21 protein-coding genes are annotated in these 18,096 nt (G+C 64.5%); 9 read left to right on the top strand and 12 right to left on the bottom strand.

Annotated features, from left to right (window positions below; genetic code table 11):
• Positions 1-116 precede the first annotated feature (116 nt).
• From bchZ to XM53_RS14730, 9 genes are all read left to right on the top strand, one after another.
• The gene (gene bchZ / locus XM53_RS14770; RefSeq protein WP_057794648.1) at positions 117-1,613 is read left to right on the top strand and encodes a chlorophyllide a reductase subunit Z; all 1,497 of its coding nucleotides are present in this window, start codon (positions 117-119) and stop codon (positions 1,611-1,613) included.
• The gene (gene pufQ / locus XM53_RS14765) at positions 1,606-1,830 is read left to right on the top strand and encodes a cytochrome PufQ (RefSeq protein ID WP_057794646.1); all 225 of its coding nucleotides are present in this window, start codon (positions 1,606-1,608) and stop codon (positions 1,828-1,830) included. Before bchZ ends, pufQ begins: the two co-directional genes overlap by 8 nt.
• A 133-nt stretch (positions 1,831-1,963) precedes the next feature.
• Complete coding sequence (pufB, locus tag XM53_RS14760) at positions 1,964-2,113, top strand: light-harvesting antenna LH1, beta subunit (protein ID WP_057794645.1); 150 nt, start codon at positions 1,964-1,966, stop codon at positions 2,111-2,113.
• Positions 2,114-2,126: 13 nt separating this feature from the next.
• Positions 2,127-2,294, top strand: a complete 168-nt coding sequence (gene pufA, locus XM53_RS14755; protein WP_057794643.1) for a light-harvesting antenna LH1, alpha subunit — start codon at positions 2,127-2,129, stop codon at positions 2,292-2,294.
• Between the two features lie 110 nt (positions 2,295-2,404).
• On the top strand, positions 2,405-3,244 hold the full coding sequence (pufL, locus tag XM53_RS14750; protein WP_057794640.1) for a photosynthetic reaction center subunit L: 840 nt from the start codon (positions 2,405-2,407) through the stop codon (positions 3,242-3,244).
• Between the two features lie 3 nt (positions 3,245-3,247).
• Positions 3,248-4,234: a photosynthetic reaction center subunit M gene (pufM, locus tag XM53_RS14745; protein ID WP_057794638.1), complete on the top strand. Its 987-nt coding sequence runs from the start codon at positions 3,248-3,250 to the stop codon at positions 4,232-4,234.
• Positions 4,235-4,237: 3 nt separating this feature from the next.
• Positions 4,238-5,329: a photosynthetic reaction center cytochrome PufC gene (pufC, locus tag XM53_RS14740; RefSeq protein WP_057794636.1), complete on the top strand. Its 1,092-nt coding sequence runs from the start codon at positions 4,238-4,240 to the stop codon at positions 5,327-5,329.
• A 97-nt stretch (positions 5,330-5,426) separates the two neighbouring features.
• Entirely contained in the window at positions 5,427-7,355 is a 1,929-nt protein-coding gene (gene dxs / locus XM53_RS14735) for a 1-deoxy-D-xylulose-5-phosphate synthase (protein ID WP_057794634.1), read from the top strand.
• Between the two features lie 146 nt (positions 7,356-7,501).
• The gene (locus tag XM53_RS14730; RefSeq protein ID WP_236544519.1) at positions 7,502-8,317 is read left to right on the top strand and encodes a glutaredoxin; all 816 of its coding nucleotides are present in this window, start codon (positions 7,502-7,504) and stop codon (positions 8,315-8,317) included.
• 6 nt (positions 8,318-8,323) lie between these two features.
• Here the strand turns inward: XM53_RS14730 and XM53_RS14725 are convergent, their stop codons facing one another.
• The 12 genes from XM53_RS14725 to bchL all read right to left on the bottom strand — a co-directional run bounded on the left by XM53_RS14725 (position 8,324) and on the right by bchL (position 18,074).
• The gene (locus XM53_RS14725) at positions 8,324-8,860 is read right to left on the bottom strand and encodes a putative glycolipid-binding domain-containing protein (protein ID WP_057794631.1); all 537 of its coding nucleotides are present in this window, start codon (positions 8,858-8,860) and stop codon (positions 8,324-8,326) included.
• 103 nt (positions 8,861-8,963) lie between these two features.
• The gene (locus tag XM53_RS14720; RefSeq protein ID WP_057794629.1) at positions 8,964-9,386 is read right to left on the bottom strand and encodes a c-type cytochrome; all 423 of its coding nucleotides are present in this window, start codon (positions 9,384-9,386) and stop codon (positions 8,964-8,966) included.
• A 125-nt stretch (positions 9,387-9,511) separates the two neighbouring features.
• Positions 9,512-10,726: a 5-aminolevulinate synthase gene (gene hemA / locus XM53_RS14715; RefSeq protein ID WP_057794627.1), complete on the bottom strand. Its 1,215-nt coding sequence runs from the start codon at positions 10,724-10,726 to the stop codon at positions 9,512-9,514.
• A complete protein-coding gene (puhE, locus tag XM53_RS14710; RefSeq protein WP_057794625.1) occupies positions 10,716-11,534 on the bottom strand; it encodes a putative photosynthetic complex assembly protein PuhE in 819 nt (272 codons plus the stop codon). The genes hemA and puhE overlap by 11 nt, the downstream gene beginning before the upstream one ends.
• Before the next feature lie 97 nt (positions 11,535-11,631).
• The gene (gene acsF / locus XM53_RS14705) at positions 11,632-12,762 is read right to left on the bottom strand and encodes a magnesium-protoporphyrin IX monomethyl ester (oxidative) cyclase (protein WP_057794623.1); all 1,131 of its coding nucleotides are present in this window, start codon (positions 12,760-12,762) and stop codon (positions 11,632-11,634) included.
• Positions 12,759-13,055, bottom strand: coding sequence for a hypothetical protein (locus tag XM53_RS14700; RefSeq protein ID WP_057794621.1), 297 nt, complete (start codon positions 13,053-13,055; stop codon positions 12,759-12,761). The genes acsF and XM53_RS14700 overlap by 4 nt, the downstream gene beginning before the upstream one ends.
• A 17-nt stretch (positions 13,056-13,072) precedes the next feature.
• On the bottom strand, positions 13,073-13,546 hold the full coding sequence (gene puhC / locus XM53_RS14695; RefSeq protein ID WP_057794619.1) for a photosynthetic complex assembly protein PuhC: 474 nt from the start codon (positions 13,544-13,546) through the stop codon (positions 13,073-13,075).
• A 17-nt stretch (positions 13,547-13,563) separates the two neighbouring features.
• On the bottom strand, positions 13,564-14,229 hold the full coding sequence (puhB, locus tag XM53_RS14690; RefSeq protein WP_057794688.1) for a photosynthetic complex putative assembly protein PuhB: 666 nt from the start codon (positions 14,227-14,229) through the stop codon (positions 13,564-13,566).
• Between the two features lie 31 nt (positions 14,230-14,260).
• On the bottom strand, positions 14,261-15,034 hold the full coding sequence (gene puhA, locus XM53_RS14685; protein WP_057794617.1) for a photosynthetic reaction center subunit H: 774 nt from the start codon (positions 15,032-15,034) through the stop codon (positions 14,261-14,263).
• A gap of 27 nt (positions 15,035-15,061) precedes the next feature.
• Positions 15,062-16,501, bottom strand: coding sequence for a PucC family protein (locus tag XM53_RS14680; protein WP_057794615.1), 1,440 nt, complete (start codon positions 16,499-16,501; stop codon positions 15,062-15,064).
• Positions 16,498-17,178: a magnesium protoporphyrin IX methyltransferase gene (bchM, locus tag XM53_RS14675; protein WP_057794613.1), complete on the bottom strand. Its 681-nt coding sequence runs from the start codon at positions 17,176-17,178 to the stop codon at positions 16,498-16,500. Before bchM ends, XM53_RS14680 begins: the two co-directional genes overlap by 4 nt.
• On the bottom strand, positions 17,178-18,074 hold the full coding sequence (bchL, locus tag XM53_RS14670) for a ferredoxin:protochlorophyllide reductase (ATP-dependent) iron-sulfur ATP-binding protein (RefSeq protein WP_057794611.1): 897 nt from the start codon (positions 18,072-18,074) through the stop codon (positions 17,178-17,180). The genes bchM and bchL overlap by 1 nt, the downstream gene beginning before the upstream one ends.
• Positions 18,075-18,096 lie beyond the last annotated feature (22 nt).

Genomic DNA, 18,096 nt, shown 5'->3' with positions numbered 1-18,096 from the left:
TTCCGGGCGCAGAGGTCCCGGATCAAGTCCGGGACGGGGATGGGTTGCGTGCCCATGGCGTGGAGCATTCTGGTGCCCATGGCGGGGTGGACCCCCGCCCTACAAGAGGGCGCGTCATGCTGATTCAGGATCATGATCGCGCGGGCGGATACTGGGGGGCGGTTTATGCCTTCTGCGCCGTCAAGGGATTGCAGGTGGTGATCGATGGCCCGGTGGGCTGCGAGAACCTGCCGGTGACCTCGGTGCTGCATTACACCGACGCGCTGCCGCCGCATGAATTGCCCATCGTCGTGACGGGGTTGGGCGAGGAAGAGCTGGGCCGGGAAGGAACCGAAGGCGCGATGAAACGGGCCTGGGGCACGCTTGACCCCGCGCTGCCGGCGGTCGTGGTCACGGGGTCTATCGCCGAGATGATCGGCGGGGGCGTGACGCCGCAGGGCACCAATATCCAACGCTTCCTGCCGCGGACCATCGACGAGGACCAGTGGGAAGCCGCCGACCGGGCGATGACCTGGATCTTCACCGAGTTCGGGATGACCAAGGGCCGGATGCCGCCCGAGAAGAAGCGCGCGGAAGATGCCAAACCGCGGGTCAATATTCTTGGGCCGATGTATGGCACGTTCAATATGCCCAGTGATCTGGCCGAGATCCGGCGTCTGGTCGAGGGGATCGGGGCCGAGGTCAACATGGTGATGCCGCTGGGGGCGCATCTGGCCGAGATGCGGGACCTTGTGAATGCCGATGTGAACATCTGCATGTATCGCGAGTTCGGGCGCGGCCTGTGCGAAGTGCTGGACAAGCCGTACCTGCAAGCGCCGATCGGCATCGACAGCACGACGAAATTTCTGCGTAAGCTGGGGGAATTGCTGGAGCTGGACGCGGAGCCGTTCATCGAGCGCGAGAAGCATTCGACGATCAAGCCGGTGTGGGACCTGTGGCGCTCGGTGACGCAGGATTTCTTTGCCACGGCCAGTTTCGGGATCGTGGCAAACGAGACCTATGCGCGGGGCATCCGCAATTTCCTGGAAAACGACATGGGGCTGCCCTGCGGGTTCGCGGTGGCGCGCTGTGCGGGGACCAAGACCAACAACGAGGAAGTTCGGTCGCTGGTGCACAACAAGCGCCCGCTGATCCTGATGGGGTCGATCAACGAGAAGATGTACCTGGCGGAGATGAGCGCGGGACATGGGCCGAAGCCTGCCTTTATCCCGGCGAGCTTTCCGGGTGCCGCGATCCGACGCGCCACGGGCACGCCCTTCATGGGGTATGCCGGGGCGACCTATCTGATCCAGGAAGTGTGCAATGGCCTGTTCGATGCGCTGTTCCACATCCTGCCGCTGGGGTCCGAGATGGATGCAGGGTCTGCCACGCCGACGCCGCTGCGCCGGGATTTCCCGTGGGATGCCGATGCACAGGCCGAGCTGAACCGGATCGTGGAAAGCCATCCGGTGCTGACCAGAATTTCCGCCGCCAAGACGCTGCGCGATGCCGCCGAGGAGGCCGCCTTGAGAGAGGGCGCCGAGCGGGTCGTGCTGGAAACCGTACAAGCCCTTTCGCCCGCGGCCCAATCCGCCGCGGCAGATGTCCAAGAGGAGGACAACACCCATGACTGACATGACGTCCAACCCGCCGAGACGCAGCACCACGGGACGCCGCAGAACCGCGGAGTTCTGGGTGTACTTCACGCTGATCTTCTTTTGCGCGGTGCCGTTCACGACGTTCCGTTGGGTCCGCGATATCGCGGAGCGCCACACGTTGAACGTGCGCGGCCCGCTGGCGCGCGCCTGGTCCGAAGCGGACCGGATCACGCCGCTGATCTTCTCGGTCTGAGGCACGATGCCCCGACCGAAACCCGAGCTGTATCCGCCCGACTGGGCGAGCAGACCTTCAAGGGCCCGCAAGGCTCTTGGGGAACCCGGCCGCGGGGTTCGCGGCGTCAGCATAACGTTCCGGAGGAAAGTTCATGGCTGATAACACCGACCTGTCCTTTACAGGTCTTACCGACGAGCAAGCCCAGGAGTTGCATTCGGTGTATATGAGCGGCCTTACGCTCTTCACACTGGTTGCGGTCATCGCGCACATCGCGACGTACATCTGGGCTCCTTGGTTCTGAGGAAGGAAAGAAAATGTCGAAGTTCTACAAGATCTGGCTCATTTTCGATCCGCGCCGCGTGTTCGTAGCACAAGGCGCATTCCTGTTCCTTTTGGCCGTCATGATCCACCTGGTGGTTCTGTCGAACGGCGTCAACTGGTTCGAGAATGCAGCAGCGTCCCGCGCTGCGGCGTCCGAGTGATCCAAGACAATCGTCAAACCTCGTTGCGGGCGGGTCCGCCCGCCCGCAACAAACCGAACAAAGAGTGACGGCCGGGCAAGACTGGCCGGCCGAAAACGCGGAGAGAAACAATGGCGTTGCTCAGCTTTGAGAGAAAATACCGGGTCCGCGGAGGGACACTGATCGGAGGCGACCTGTTCGACTTCTGGGTCGGTCCGTTCTACGTGGGCTTTTTCGGCGTGCTGGGCGCGTTCTTTGCGCTTCTTGGCACGATCCTGATCTTCTGGGGAGCGGCCCATCAGGGCACGTGGAACCCCTGGCTGATCAACATCGCGCCGCCCGACCTGTCATACGGCCTGGGCGCGGCCCCGCTGATGGAGGGCGGTCTGTGGCAGATCATCACGATCTGCGCGATCGGCGCCTTCAGTTGCTGGGCGCTGCGAGAGGTCGAGATCTGCCGCAAGCTGGGCATCGGGTATCACGTGCCCTTCGCGTTCAGTGTCGCGATCTTCGCCTATGTCACACTGGTGGTGTTCCGCCCCGTCCTGATGGGCGCGTGGGGGCACGGCTTTCCTTACGGAATCTTCAGTCACCTCGACTGGGTCAGCAACACCGGCTACGCGTACCTGCATTTCCATTACAACCCGGCGCACATGCTGGCGGTGACGTTCTTCTTCACCACCACGCTGGCCCTGGCGCTGCATGGCGGGCTGATCCTGTCGGCGGCCAACCCCGAGAAGGGCGAGGTCATGAAGACGCCGGACCACGAGGATACGTTTTTCCGGGATTTCATCGGCTATTCGGTCGGCACGCTGGGGATCCACCGCGTCGGGCTGCTGCTGGCGCTGAACGCGGGCTTCTGGTCGGCGGTCTGCATCATCATCAGCGGCCCGGTCTGGACCAAGGGTTGGCCCGAATGGTGGAACTGGTGGCTCGAACTGCCGATCTGGCCATCGCAGATGGGGGTATAAGAGATGATCGAGTATCAGAACATATTCACGCAGGTCCAGGTCCGGGGAAACCCAGAATGGGGCATGGACAACGACAACCACATGATGGACGAGCGGGGGTTCAAGCCGCGGTTCAGCAACCTGGTGGGCTGGCTTGGCAACGCGCAGATCGGCCCGATCTACCTGGGCTGGACGGGGCTTGTCAGCGCGGTCACCTTCATCCTGGCGCTGAACATCGTCGGCTTCAACATGCTGGCGCAGGTCAACTGGTCGATCCCGGAATTCCTGCGCCAGGGCTTCTGGCTGGCGCTGGAGCCGCCGGGGCCGGAGCATGGCCTGTCGATCCCGCCGCTGAATGACGGGGGCTGGTTCATCATTGCCAGTTTCCTGCTGCTGGTCAGTGTCATGACATGGCTTATCCGCAGCTACCTTCTCGCGGCGCAGCACAAGATGGGCAAGCACGTCTTCTGGGCCTTCGCCAGTGCGATCTGGCTGATGCTGGTGCTGAACCTCTTCCGCCCGATCCTGATGGGATCGTGGAGCGAGGCGGTGCCTTACGGTATCTTCCCGCACCTGGACTGGACCACGGCGTTCTCGATCCGGTACGGCAACCTGTACTACAACCCGTTCCACTGCCTGAGCATCGTGTTCCTCTATGGCTCGACGCTGCTGTTCGCAATGCACGGCGCGACCATCCTGGCCGTGACGCGCTATGGCGGCGACCGGGAACTAGAGCAGATCGTCGACCGGGGCACGGCCACGGAACGCGCGGCCCTCTTCTGGCGCTGGACCATGGGCTTCAACGCCACGATGGAAGGTATCCACCGCTGGGCGTGGTGGTTCGCGGTGCTGACGCCGATCACCGGCGGGATCGGCATCCTGTTGACCGGCACGGTCGTCGACAACTGGTTCATCTGGGCGCAGGAGCACAACTTTGCCCCCGCTTACGATGGCTCTTACGGCTACGAGGCTTACGGGTCTTACGAAGCCTTCATCGGCAAGGAGGACTGAGCCATGCTACCGAACTGGTTCAACAAGTGGAACTCCGACAACCCCACGAACATCTATGGTCCCGCGATTGCCATCGGGGTCGTGGGGGGTGCGGTCCTGGTGGCGGCCTGGCTGGTTTCGGCCAACCAGTCCAGCGCCGTCGACAGCCTTCAGACAGGTCCACGCGGCACCGGCATGTCGGTGCCCAAGTTCAAGTCGGACCTCGGTGAACCCGATCCGGGCATTGCGGGCTACATGGCCACGCGCTCGGACCCGGTGGTGCCGCAGGGCGGCGAAGAACTGGCCGGCGATGCGCGTGAGAACGTGCCGCCGGGGCTGGAGGGGCTGACGGTCGAGAACTACGACCGCCTTCTGGCCGCGATGCGGCAGTGGACGGGCATTCCCGACCTTTTCGAGGACATGGACAACTACCAGACCTCGGTGGGCTATACCATGATCGGCATGACCCAGAACCTGAACGAGAACTGGGACGGGCATGTCAATGCCAACGCGGAGGTGGGCGTGACCTGTTACACTTGCCACCGCGGCCAGCCCGTGCCGAGCGACGTCTGGTTCGACATCAGCCCGGTCAACGAGCGGGTCGAGGGCTGGGGCGCCGTGCAGAACCGGGTGACGCCGCTGTCGAGCTATACCTCGCTGCCGTCGGACGCGTTGCAGACCTACCTGGTGGATGGAGAGTCCATCAAGGTTCACGACCTGGACAGCCGGGTCGAGGGTGTGCCGGGTGTGGACGATTACCCCGGCATCCAGCACGCGGAACGCACCTATGCGTTCATGAACTACATCTCGAACTCGCTGGGCGTGAACTGTGTGTTCTGTCACAACAGCCGCGCCTTCTATGACGGGGCGCAGGTGACGCCGCAATGGGCGACCGAGACGCTGGGCATCCAGATGGTGCAGGAGTTGAACAACGACTACCTGATCCCGATTGCCGGGCTGTTGCCGGAAAACCGGCTGGGGCCGAAGAACGGCGATGCGCCCAAGGCGGCGTGCCGGACGTGCCACAAAGGCTATCAGCAGCCGTTGCAGGGCACCAACGTCATCAAGGACTGGCCGGAACTGGCCACGACCGGCGACCCGGATTACGGGCAATAAGATCAATAGGCCGGGCGGCGCACACCGCCCGGCCTGCAACTCTGCGCTGCTTGCAGCCATTTGCGTGCCGCGCCGGAACTCACCTTGAGGGGGTGCGATGCAACAGACCAAACCACACACACCGATACTGGACCGCGTGGCGGGGCCGCAGGATTTGCGGCAGATGCCCGACGAGGATCTGGCGGCGCTGGCCGACGAGCTGCGTGCCGAAGTGATTTCCGCGGTTTCCGAAACGGGCGGGCACCTGGGCTCGTCGCTGGGCGTGGTGGAACTGGCCGTGGCGATCCACTCGGTCTTCAACACGCCGATGGACAAGCTGGTGTGGGACGTTGGGCACCAATGCTATCCTCACAAGATCCTGACCGGGCGGCGGGACCGGATCCGGACCCTGCGGCAGAAGGATGGTCTGAGCGGATTCACCAAGCGCAAGGAGAGCGAATACGATCCGTTCGGGGCGGCGCATAGCTCGACATCGATCAGTGCGGCGCTGGGGTTCACGGTGGGGCGCGACATGGGCCGGCCCACGGGCGATGCGATTGCGGTGATCGGCGACGGCTCGATCAGTGCCGGCATGGCCTATGAGGCGATGAACAACGCGGGCGCCGAGGGGCGGAGGATGTTCGTGATCCTGAACGACAACGAGATGAGCATCGCGCCACCGGTTGGGGCGATGTCGTCCTATTTGTCCGGCCTCTATGCCAACGAGCCGCTGGCACGGGTCAAGAGCCTAGCCGAAGGGTTCGAGGCCGCGCTGCCCGCGCCGATGCGCGAAGGCGCCAAGCGGGCGCGGCAGCTTGTGACGGGCGTAAGCCAGTCCGGCACGCTGTTCGAGGAGTTGGGTTTTGAATATGTAGGTCCGATCAACGGGCATGACATGGGGCAATTGCTGCCGGTGCTGCGAGCGGCGCGGACGCGGGCGACGGGGCCGGTCCTGATCCATGTGTGCACGGTAAAGGGCAAGGGATACGCCCCGGCCGAGAGCAGCGCGGATTGCGGGCATGGCGTGTCGAAGTTCGATCCCGCCACCGGCGTGCAGGCGAAGAAGGCAGGCGGGGCGCCGTCCTATACCTCGGTCTTCGGCAAGGCGCTGACGGACGAGGCGGCGCGCGATCCGAATATCGTGGCGGTGACGGCGGCGATGCCGTCGGGCACGGGCGTGAATATCATGGCCGAGCGGTTTCCGGCCCGTGTGTTCGACGTCGGCATTGCTGAACAGCACGCGGTGACCTTTGCGGCCGGGATGGCGGCGAGCGGGCTGCGGCCCTTTTGCGCGATCTATTCGACCTTCCTGCAACGGGGCTATGACCAGGTGGTGCATGACGTGGCACTGCAAGGCCTGCCGGTGAGGTTCGCGATCGACCGGGCGGGTTTGGTGGGGGCTGACGGTCCGACCCATGCAGGTGCATTCGATGTTGGCTATCTTGGGGCCTTGCCCGGGATGGTCTGCATGGCCGCCGCCGACGAGGCGGAGCTGACCCATATGGTCGCCACGGCGGCGGCGCATGACGACGGGCCCATCGCGTTTCGCTATCCGCGCGGGGCGGGCACGGGTGTCGACCTGCCGGAGCGGGGCGAGGTGCTGGAAATCGGCAAGGGCCGTGTCCTGCAAGAGGGCGACGATGTGGCGATCCTGTCATACGGCGCGCACCTGGCGGAGTGCAGTGCGGCGGTGTCCGCGTTGGAGGCCGGCGGCCTGTCGGTCACACTGGCCGACGCGCGCTTTGCCAAGCCGCTGGACATGGAGCTGATCCGGCAGTTGGCGCGGCATCACCGGGCGCTGATCACGGTGGAAGAGGGCGCCATGGCCGGATTCGGTGCGATGGTGCTTCAGGCGCTGGCCGCCGAAGGCGCGTTCGACCGGGGACTGGCGGTGCGCACGATGCATCTGCCGGACCGCTATATCGATCAGGCAAGCCCCGAGGACATGTACGCCGATGCAGGCCTGACGGCAGCGGATATCGCCGCAACCGCGCGCGCGGCGGTGGGCCGGGCGGCGGAGGTCGTCACGCTGAACGCGGTCGGCTGACGCGGCTTCGGGCGGCCTTGGGCTGAGGGGCCTGCGACGCTCGCCGGAACCAACCGGCTGTCTTTCCGTTGACTCGTCAAGTCGCGAAGCGTCCGCGCCCGGCGTGATGTTTCGCCTTGAGACGAGCGACGCGAGAGGCACTGACCATGACAGCAACGGACACGATCGACGGCCCCGACACGGCCCGCGCCAAGAGCGAAGGCGACCGGAAGACCGCATCGCTTTACCGGATGGCGATGCCGGGGCATCTGTGCCCGTTCGGGCTGAAGTCGTTGTCGATGCTGAAGCGGCGCGGCTTCGAGATTGACGACAATCTTCTGACCACCCGAGAGGAAACCGACGCGTTCATGGAGGCGCACGGCGTGAAGACCACGCCGCAGACCTTTATCGATGGCAAACGGATCGGCGGGTACAGCGAACTGAAAGCGCATTTCGGATATCGCGTGCTGGGCGATAACGACACGACCTATATGCCGGTGATCGCCATCTTCGCCAGTACCGCGTTGATGGCGCTGGCGATCGTGCTGAACCTCTATGACGGTTTTCCGCTGCTGACATGGCTGAAATGGTTTTTCGCGGGGTCGATGGTGGCGCTGGCCATTCAGAAGCTTCAGGATGTCGAAGGTTTCGTGAATGGCTTTCTGGGCTACGACCTGCTGGCGCAGCGATACGTGCCCTACGGCTATGCCTATCCCTTTGCCGAGCTGTACGCGGGCGTGGGTATGATGGCGCTGATCGGTACGGGCAGCGGGCTGATCTGGCTGGTGGCGCCGGTGGCGATCTTCATCGGGGCCGTCGGTGGGTGGAGCGTGTTCAAGGCCGTCTATATCGACAAGCGCGAATTGACCTGCGCCTGCGTCGGGGGCGGATCGAACGTGCCACTGGGGTTTATTTCGCTGACCGAGAACCTGGTGATGCTGGGCATGGGGATCTGGATGCTGGGCGGCCAGATGGCCGGTTAACAGAGGTCAGGCCTGCGCGACCCAGTGACCCGGCTGCGCCTGCACGATGCCGTGATTGTCGACTGTGATACGTGTCGTTGTGCCCGTCTCGGCAGTTTCTACTTCGTACGCTTCATCCGAAATCCGCCGGAATACGAGATGCAGCGGGGTAAGTTGTTCCGTTGCCACGTCGAGCCGTGCCGCGATGATTTCGGACTGAGCACCAGTGTCGAGGACAAGGCGGCGGATCGGCAGGGTAAAGCTTGCCGGTGTGAAGTCGAGAAACACGTCCGTGGCACCTTTGACGTCAGGCACCGGGGCGTCGTTCAGCGTCCAGGTGCCGTCTTTCTTGTGGCGCAGTTCGATCCGGGATTTCCGGCCGATGCGAACGCGGCGCGTGGTGCCGTCGGCGCGGGCGCGGATGCGGTAGCGCAGCACGGTGCCGTCCGCGTCGGTCGACGATCCGTCGATCAGGTAGCCGCCTTCGGCATCGGCGAAACGGCAGGCGTCATTGCCTTTGCCATCTTCGCGCAGCCAGAGAATTGCGTGTGCCCCTGCGATCATGGTGCTCTCCCTCGTTTTGGATGTATCCTAGCACGACGCGAGCAGCACGGCACGAAAAAGGCCGCCTTCCGGGGGCGGCCTTTTCAATCACGTTGCGCGTGGCTCAGCTTTCGGGGCCGACCGAGGCGAGGTAAGCCCAGATATCCGCGGCATCCTCTTCCTTGCGCAGCTTGAAGGTCATTTTCCCGCGACCGTCTTCGCCGGTGTATTCCTGAAGCCAGGGCGTCGGGTCCTGTACGTAGCCCGCGAAGCTTTCCTGGTCCCATTCGAGGCCTGCTTCGCCGGCGGCGGCCAGCAAGTCGGAATAGTTGAAATCCTCGACCGAGCCTGCGGTACGACCGGCGAGGCCATAAAGGTTCGGGCCGACCTGGCCGCCCTTGACGATGGTTTCGCCTGCGTCGTCGATGATCATATGGCAGGCCTTGCACTGGCGAAAGGCGCTTTCGCCGGCTTCGGCGTCACCGTCCTGGGCAAAGGCGGGGGCGGCGATGCTGGCGAGGGCGATGGCTGTAACGTGGATCTTCATTGAGTCCTCCATGCGTTTGGCTGTCTGTATGACATAGCTGATATCAGGCCAAATCAACCGACGTTTTTTAAACCTTGCGGCACGTTCGAAGGTTCCGCGTGATTGACGTATTGCCGCGGCGGAACTCAGGCCACGGCGTGGGCTATCGCGCATTGTTTCCACAGAACGCCCAACGCCTCGACCAGGTGGTCGATATCGTCATAGCTGTGCAGAGGGCCGGGCGTGAAACGCAGGCGTTCCGTGCCCTTGGGCACGGTGGGGTAGTTGATCGGCTGCACGTAGATGCCCCAATCCTGCATCAGGATGTCGGCCAGCATCCGGCACTTGACCGGGTCCTTGATCATCACCGGGATGATGTGGCTGGGGTTGTCCATATGCGGGATGCCGCGCCTGTCGAGCTGGGCGCGCAGATAGGCGACGCGGTCGCGTTGAGCGTCGCGTTCGGCACGGCTGTCCTTGAGGTAGGCCACCGAGGCCTGCGCCGCCGCGGCGACGGCCGGGGGCAGGGCGGTGGTGAAGATGAAGCCCGAGGAAAAGCTGCGGACGAAATCGCACATCGCGGCGGAGCCGGTGATGTAGCCGCCCATGCAGCCATAGGCCTTGCCCAGTGTGCCCTCGATCAGGGTGATGCGGTCGGCCAGGCCTTCGCGTTCAGACACACCGCCGCCGCGCGGGCCGTAGAGGCCCACGGCATGGACCTCGTCGAGATAGGTCATGGCTCCGTGTTTCTCGGCGACCTCGACGATCTCCTTCATCGGGCAGATGTCGCCGTCCATGGAATAGACGCTCTCGAAGGCCACGATCTTGGGCGCGTTGGCCGGAAGGGTGGCCAGCTGGCGATCGAGATCCTCGGGGTCGTTGTGCTTCCAGATGCGCTTTTGCGCGCGGGAGTGGCGGATGCCCTCGATCATCGAGGCGTGGTTGAGCTCGTCGGAGAGGATCACGGCGTCGGGCAGGCGGGCGCCCAGCGTGCCGAGCGCGGCCCAGTTCGAGACATAGCCCGAGGTGAAGAGCAGGGCGCTGTCCTTGCCGTGCAGGTCGGCCAGTTCGCGTTCCAGTGCCACGTGATACTTGTTCGTGCCAGAAATGTTCCGGGTGCCGCCCGCGCCGGTACCGCATTGGTCAACCGTGTCCTTCATCACCTGGCGGATGTGGTCATTCTGGCCCATCCCCAGATAGTCGTTCGAGCACCAGACGGTGACCTCGTCGGGCGTGTCGGCGTCATGGCTGCGAGCCTTCGGGAACGCGCCGCAGCGGCGTTCGAGTTCGGCGAAGATGCGATAGTTGCCTTCTTCCTTGAGTGCGCCGAGCTGCGCGTTGAACATGGCATCAAAATCCATGGGATCCCTCCGGTCTTGTATTTTTGTCTTGTGTTGGTTTGGGCGCGGGAAGCATCCAGCGCCAGAGTTTGGCATCGGGCAATGGCAGCACCATCAGCCAGTGTTCGAGCAGGGCGAGGCCTGTGATGGCCGAAAGCAGGGCGAAGCCTGCCACCTCGGCGCCGGTTTGCGCGGCGTAGAGCCGCTCCAGCCAGCAGGCCACGGCGAAGGTCAGGGCCGACACCGATATCGGGAAGACCCAGTTCAGCCGCTGGATGCGAAAATGGCTGGCGAGGTGGCCAAGCGCCTCGGGCAGGAATTCGGTGTTGATGCGCGGCACGCCGAAATAGAGGTTCAGCTTGGCCGATATGCGCGCGAAGTAGAGGATCGTGAAGGTCCAGAGCCCGACCGTGTTCTCGGCGCCGGCCGCGACCAGCCACATCGCGACGAAGATCAGCGTCAGCAGGGTCTCGTGATAGGCCACGGTGCCCCAGGCGCGGAGGAAACGCTCCCATTCCGGCAGGCCGTCGGGACAGGCGCGCAGGTTGGGGCCGGTGATCATGCCCGTCAGGAACGTGAGTTCCACCCAGCCCCAGACCGCCAGTGCCGCGAGGAACGCGCCGTAGACGGCAAGGGTCGAGTCCATCGCCAAGGTTGCATGGAAGCCCCATAGCCCAAGAGCCAGCAAAGGCAGAGACGACATCAAACAGATCATGCGGGCGTTTCCGCCCGCACGGTCGGCATGGCGCACCACCATCAGGATCGCCCCGGTGGAGAACCACCAGAGAAAAAGCGCCATGAGCGCCGCGATCCAGGGCGAGGTCAGCATCGGGCATCCCCGTCCCGGGCCTGACCCGGGACCTCTGACGCCATGAGGCCCCGGATCAAGTCCGGGGCGGGGCGTGCGATATGGCGGCCGCCCGTCATCAGTAGGCCGGCTCCAGCCGCACGTTTTCCGGCACCTTGTGCGACTTCGACGGGATCAGCATAAGCCGTACGAAGGCAGTACCAGCGCGGGCCTGCGCCGACAGACGCTTGGCAAAGCCCATCGGCCCGCCCTCTTTGCGCGCGGTGTCGAGATCGACATTGGCCTTTTGAAGCTTTTCGAGCAGCGGCTGCCATTTCGGATTCTCGATATCCAGTGTGATCGGGAAGATCTGCTTGGTCAGCTCCGACGTCTTGGTGAAGACCTCGTGCGCGTACCAGTCAGGATCGACGCCGAGGGCCTTGTGAAAGGCCGGGCGCTGGTGGTCGCGGACATACATTGTCGCGTAGACCGCCGTCAGGAAGAACTTGATCCAGTAGACGTTTCGGCCTGAGGTCAGCTTGGGGTCGGTCTTCATCAGCAGGGCGAAGGCCTCGCCGTGGCTGAACTCGTCGTTGCACCATTCGCGGAACCACTTGAAGATCGGGTGGAAGCGATGCTCGGGGTTCGCCTCGAGATGGCGGTAAATGGTGATGTACCGCGCATAGCCGATCTTTTCCGAAAGGTAGGTGGCGTAGTAGATGAACTTGGGCCGGAAGTAGGTATATTTCTTCTTCTGCGTCAGGAAGCCCAGGTTCACCCGCAACCCGGCCTCGCGTAGGGCGTCGTTGATGAAGCCGGCGTGCCGGGCCTCGTCACGGGCCATCAGTTGGAAAAGCTGCGTGATGTCCTTGTTGTTGCCGCGGCGCTTCATCTCCTTGTAGAGCACGCAGCCCGAGAACTCGGCTGTGCAGCTTGAGATCAGGAAGTCGATGAATTCCTTCTTCAGGGCGGGGTCCATACCCTCCCAGTCGACATGGTCCCAGTCCTCGTTCTTCTTGAAGTGGCCCTTGTTGGGATCGGCTTCCATCTGGTCGATCAGCTTGTCCCAGTCCGCGCGCACCGGGCTAACGTCGATGGCATCGAGCTCGTCGAAGTCGGTGGTGTAGAACCGCGGCGTGAGCAGCGTGTTGGACATGGCCGTCTCGGTCGCCATTTCATCGTTGTACTGGCGATCCTGCGCTTCGGCGATCGCGAGCCCCTCTTCAACGGTGGTGGCGTCGGCGGTGTGCTTTCCGGTGTGGGCGTTCATAGCGTGACCTCCTCGGAGAAGGAAAACTCGCACAGCTCCATCACCTCGAAATCACCCGTGAGGCGGGTCCAGAGCTGTTCCAGTTTGCTGGCGCGAACGATGGTGGCCTCGCGGTCCTCGCTGACCACTTCGCCGAAGGGCGCCATGATCTCGGGTCCGTGGACCTTTACCTCGTCGCCGGGGTGAATCACCGCCCCGTTGTTGAACCGCACATGCGCGTGCAGGGAGTCAAAGCAGTGTGATACTTCGACCGTGCAGGGCGCCCTTTCTATGTCTTTGGTCAGCCATCCCATTTTGGCGTCTCCTTTTGCTATTGTGCCAGGAGCCTTGCAAAGGCCTTGGCGTTGTCGATGCCGAACCCCATGAGGTCGGCACTCCAGCCCGTGGACGGGTCGTGGATCGCGATGCGTCCGTTGTCGTAGCGGACGAGTGTCAGCGGGCCCTCCAGGGCCACGCGGTGTTTGGTGCGCTCGCGCTGGATCACCCTCCAGACTCCCGAGATGAACCCGCCCTCTTTCGGGTTCAGGTCGGCGATGAGCGTGCCGTCGAGGTCGGTCACGATGGCGCTGCCGGACATGTCGCCGGACAGGTTGAAGGTGCGTTCATGCGTGATGGTACCGGTGGGCGGCGTATAGGTGACCGGCTGGCCCGACAGGCGCGACCATGTCACCAGCGCCAGCACGATCAGCACGAAGGTGCAGACCGCGAAGACCAGCACGCGCGGGACGAGTTCCTTGTCATGTCCGGTGCGGTCGGTGGCGTGGATGTTGTCGGTCTGGGCCATGGTTTGTCAGGTCCTTCTCATTCCGCCGGCACGGCGCCGGGGGCGATGTCATCCGCGCCGGTGTTGGGCGTGGCGGCCGGTGTGCGGGCGAGTTTGGGGGCATTGACCTGCGCCTCGGCCGTCTCGGCAATGAGGCGCGCGATGCGGGCGGCGTCGTCGATGGCGCGCAGTGCGGGTTGCGGCTTGCGCACGTGCCAGGGCCGCACATGCGGCCAGCAGGTCAGGTAGCTGAGCGGCGGCGGGTCCATCAGGTCGAGCGCGATGGTACCGTTGCCCGAACGGCGCAGCGCCAGATCGGCGCTGGCGATGCGGCTGAAGGGCAGGTTCAGCGTGACGGTCAGCGCCGCGCCGACGCGCATCGCCACGCGCCGGTTGGTGATGGTGTAGACGGTGGCGCGGGCCTGCACGCAGCCGATCAGCAGCAGGAGCGCCGCCGCCACCGCACCGATGACCAGGAACGGGAAGGACACCCGGAACGCATGGGCCATCCCCACCTGATCGAACAGGGTGACGAAGCGCCAGGCGAAGAGCACGACGAAATAGCCCACTACCCAGTAGAGGTTGAGCGACTGAACCGTCAGCGCCCACCAGTTGGGCCGGCCTTGCCACAGGATCTGCTCGCCCTCGGGCGGGCGTTCGGGCAGGCCGGGCACCGGTTCCACGTGAAAGTCGTCATGGGGCATCGTCATCTCCTCCGTCCGTCTTGTTTCCGGCTCAGCCCAGCTTGGGGTTGAGGCGGGCGTCGTCGGCATAGATCGTGCCGCCGCCGTAATAAGCCGAGATCTTGTCTTCCTCGAGCTTGGTCACCTGGTTGGGCGAGGCGTGCGTCGGCACGCCGGCGAAATGCTTGCCGTAGATCTTGAGCACCTTGACGTGGTTGCTCTTGATCCGGGTCAGGGTCATCGGCACCAGCCGTTTTCCGCCGCCATGATCGCCGTCGAGTTCGATCTCGAGATAGCGCACCAGTTGCTCGGGCTCGTCGACCCAGAGGTCGGTGATCATGCCCACGACCTCGCCATCGCCGGCCACCACGGGCAAGCCGCGCGGGTCACGGCCAGCGGCCACGTGGAAATGCTCGTTGGCCGACATCGGCACGATCTTGGGATGGCCATGACCGTCCAGTTCCGGCACGTCCTCGCGGTTGGCCCAGGAGGCCGGGCCGACGCCATCGGCGAGCGGATCGCCGGTGGGCTCGAACGGAAAGCCGTTGCCGGCGGCGGTCTTTTGCAGGGCGACGTTCTGGCGGTCGGGGCGCTGGCCCGAGGGCACGGTCAGCTCGCCCCGGCCATGGGGCAGGATGAAGGTCTTGTCGCTGGGGATCGGGAAGGGCCCCTGGTTGGCGGACAGGTTGCCGTCATCGTCTTCCAGGGGGTAGCCCTCGCGCATGTTCTCGCGCTGGATGTAGATGATCAGCCCGGCGAAGAAGACCCAGAACAGCCAGATCGAAAGACTGGCAAGATCGAAATTGGCAAAGAAAGCGTTACTCATGGGATATCCTTTCCATGGATCGGCACATCATGTCGGGAAGTCGGCCAGGCCGATGCGGGCCGCCTCCGATGGGGTGGAATGGGTGGCGGCGCGCGGGTTGCGCACCAATGGCCCGATCACGGCGAGCGTGACGAAGAGAAGGGCGATTTCGGTGTGATAGACGAAAGCGTAGCCGGTGGCGGGCGTGTTCAGCACCTCGCCCCATGCGCCGGAGGTGGCAGCGGCGTTCACCGCGTCGCGGATGCCGCCGCCGAAGGCGATGGCGAGTCCCGCTGCCGTGGCCTGCGCGGCGCCCCACGCACCGAGCGCGAGGCCATGGCCGGCCTTGCCTTGGGTCGTCACGGTCATGGCCGCGGTCAGGGTCGACACGGCGAAGACGCCGCCGCCCAGCCCGATCAGGCAAGCCCCGGCAAAGAAGAGGGTGGTCGAGTCCATCGGCGCGGCGAAGACGACAATGGCGAAGGCCGCGATGCCGATCAGTACGCCGAGGGCCGCAAGCCGGTGCGCATTGCGCCCCTGCGCCAGTGAGCGCCCGGTCCAGACGAATCCTGCCAGTGCGCCCGTGGCCCAGAGCGCTGTCAGGAGCGTGGTCGAGGACACCGAGAGGCCCAGGATTTCGCCGCCGTAAGGTTCCAGCAGGACGTCCTGCATGTTGAAGGCCATTGTGCCGATGAAGACCACCGCCAGAAGCCGCCCGGCCTGTCCGCCGGCCATCAGGTCGGCCCAGGCCTCAGAAAAACGGGGGCGGGGGGCGGCGCGTTCCGCCTTGGTCATCGGCGCCATTTTTTCCTGCTTCCACAGGGCGATGAGGTTGAGGACGATGCCCGCCAGAGCCGCGCCTTGCACCACGCGGATCAGGGCCAGTTCGCTGAAGTCGCGCAGCAGCCAGCCGATGACGATGGCCGAGATGCCCATGCCCAAGAGGAACATCACGTAAAGCAGGGCCACGACGCGCGGGCGCGTCGCCTCGTCTGCGCGGTCGGTGGCCAGGGCCAGACCGGCGGTTTGGGTCATGTGCAGGCCGAGGCCGGTCATCAGGAAGGCCAGCGCCGCCAGCACCTCGCCCGCGAAGGGCACGTCGTGGACAGTGTTGCCCGACAGGACCAACAGCGCGAACGGCATGACCGCGAGACCGCCCATCTGCCAGAGTGAGCCGAACCACAGGTAGGGCACACGCTTCCAGCCGATGGCGCTGCGGTAGGTGTCCGAGCGAAAGCCCAGAAGCGTGCGGAAGGGCGCGATCAGGACGGGCAGGGCGATCATCACGGCCACGATGGTGGCCGGGACGGAAAGTTCGACGATCATCACGCGGTTGAGCGTGCCGAGCAGCAGAACCGTTGCCATGCCGACCGAAACCTGAAAGAGCGACAGGCGCAGCAGTTCGCCCATCGGCAATCCCTCGCTGGCCGCATCCGCGAAGGGCAGGGCGCGCAGGCTGAGGTGCTTGAGGGGCGAAGGACGGCTCATGCAGTCACCTCCATCGCGTGGGAAATATAGAAGCCCGAGGTCACACGTTCCAGCGGAGCAAGCGTGCCGGTGCCATTGGCGTGGGCATAGGCGCGCGCCAGCCGCGCGGGGCTGTGCGGGATCATGGTGGGCGAGCGGTCGGAGCGCGGAAAGAGCTTGCCCGCGTACCACATGCCCATCAGGAGCGGCGTGCGTGGGGCGACGGTAAAGACGATCCGGCCCGAGCTGCGCGCCATGAGCGTCGCGAGCGACCGGGCGATATCGGCGTCGCGGTAGTAGATCAGGCTGTCCATCGCCAGCACGTGATCGAACCGGCCGAGGCGTTCGTCCAGCATGTCACCTGCGTGAAAGGCCACGCGATGCGCCAGCGTTTCGGGCAGGCGGCGTTGTGCGATGGCCACAAGCGAGGGCGAGATATCCACCGCGACCACATCCGCGCCGCGCGCGGCCAGTTCGGTGGTCATGGCGCCGGTGCCGCAGCCCGCATCGAGAATGCGCGCGCCGCGCAGATCATTGGGCAGGCGCGACAGCATCTGTTGCCGCATCGCGTCCCGCCCGCGCCGCACGGTTTCCCGGATCTTCGAGACCGGCGCGTCACTGGTCAGCGCCTCCCACGTGCGGGTGGCGGTCTTGTCGAAATAGGTTTCGACCCGGGTCAATGTGCGGTCGTAGCTCATCAATCGAATCCAAGAAGCTCGAAGATGTCGCGGTCTTCCATCGGTGCGGGAGCCAGCGGTTCGGTTCCGCGCCAGAGGGTTTCAGCCAGTTTCACGTATTCGGCCCGCGCCATGACGATGTCTTCCTCGTCGGGCATCTCGAAGAGCGTCTTCTTCTTCAGCCGCGAGCGGCGGATGGCGTCATAGTCGGGCATATGCGCGATGCGGTTGAAGCCGACCTTCTCGCAGTAGCGGTCGACCTCGTTCGTCTCGCGCGAGCGGTTGGCGACGCAGCCCGCCAGCCGGACCTTGTAGTTGACCGACTTGGCCTGCACCGCTGCGATGATGCGGTTCATCGCATAAATGCTGTCGAAATCGTTGGCGGTGACGATCACCGCCCGGTCGGCATGTTGCAGGGGCGCGGCAAAGCCGCCGCAGACCACGTCGCCCAGCACGTCGAATATCACCACGTCGGTGTCTTCCAGCATGTGGTGCTGTTTCAGCAGCTTGACGGTCTGGCCCACGACATAGCCGCCGCAGCCGGTGCCGGCGGGCGGACCGCCTGCCTCGACGCATTTGACGCCGCCCCAGCCATCGGCCACGAAATCCTCGGGGCGCAGTTCCTCGGGGTGGAAATCGACCTCTTTCAGGATGTCGATCACCGTGGGCTGCAAGCGGCCGGTCAGAGTGAAGGTGCTGTCATGCTTGGGATCGCAGCCGATCTGAAGCACGCGCTTGCCCATCTTGGCGAAGGCCGCCGACAGGTTCGAGGACGTGGTGGACTTGCCGATCCCGCCCTTGCCGTAGACCGAAAAGACCTTGGCCCCTTCGATTTTCATCGATGGGTCCTGGTGAACCTGAACCGATCCTTCGCCGTCTTGGCCCCTGAGGGCCGGAATGTCGTCGCGAGGGCTCATATGTCGCCTGTCCTTTCGGGAT

This window comes from Roseovarius atlanticus, from assembly GCF_001441615.1.
In the GTDB taxonomy this organism is placed as follows: domain Bacteria; phylum Pseudomonadota; class Alphaproteobacteria; order Rhodobacterales; family Rhodobacteraceae; genus Roseovarius; species Roseovarius atlanticus.
This window is presented reverse-complemented; position numbering and strand designations above follow the sequence as displayed.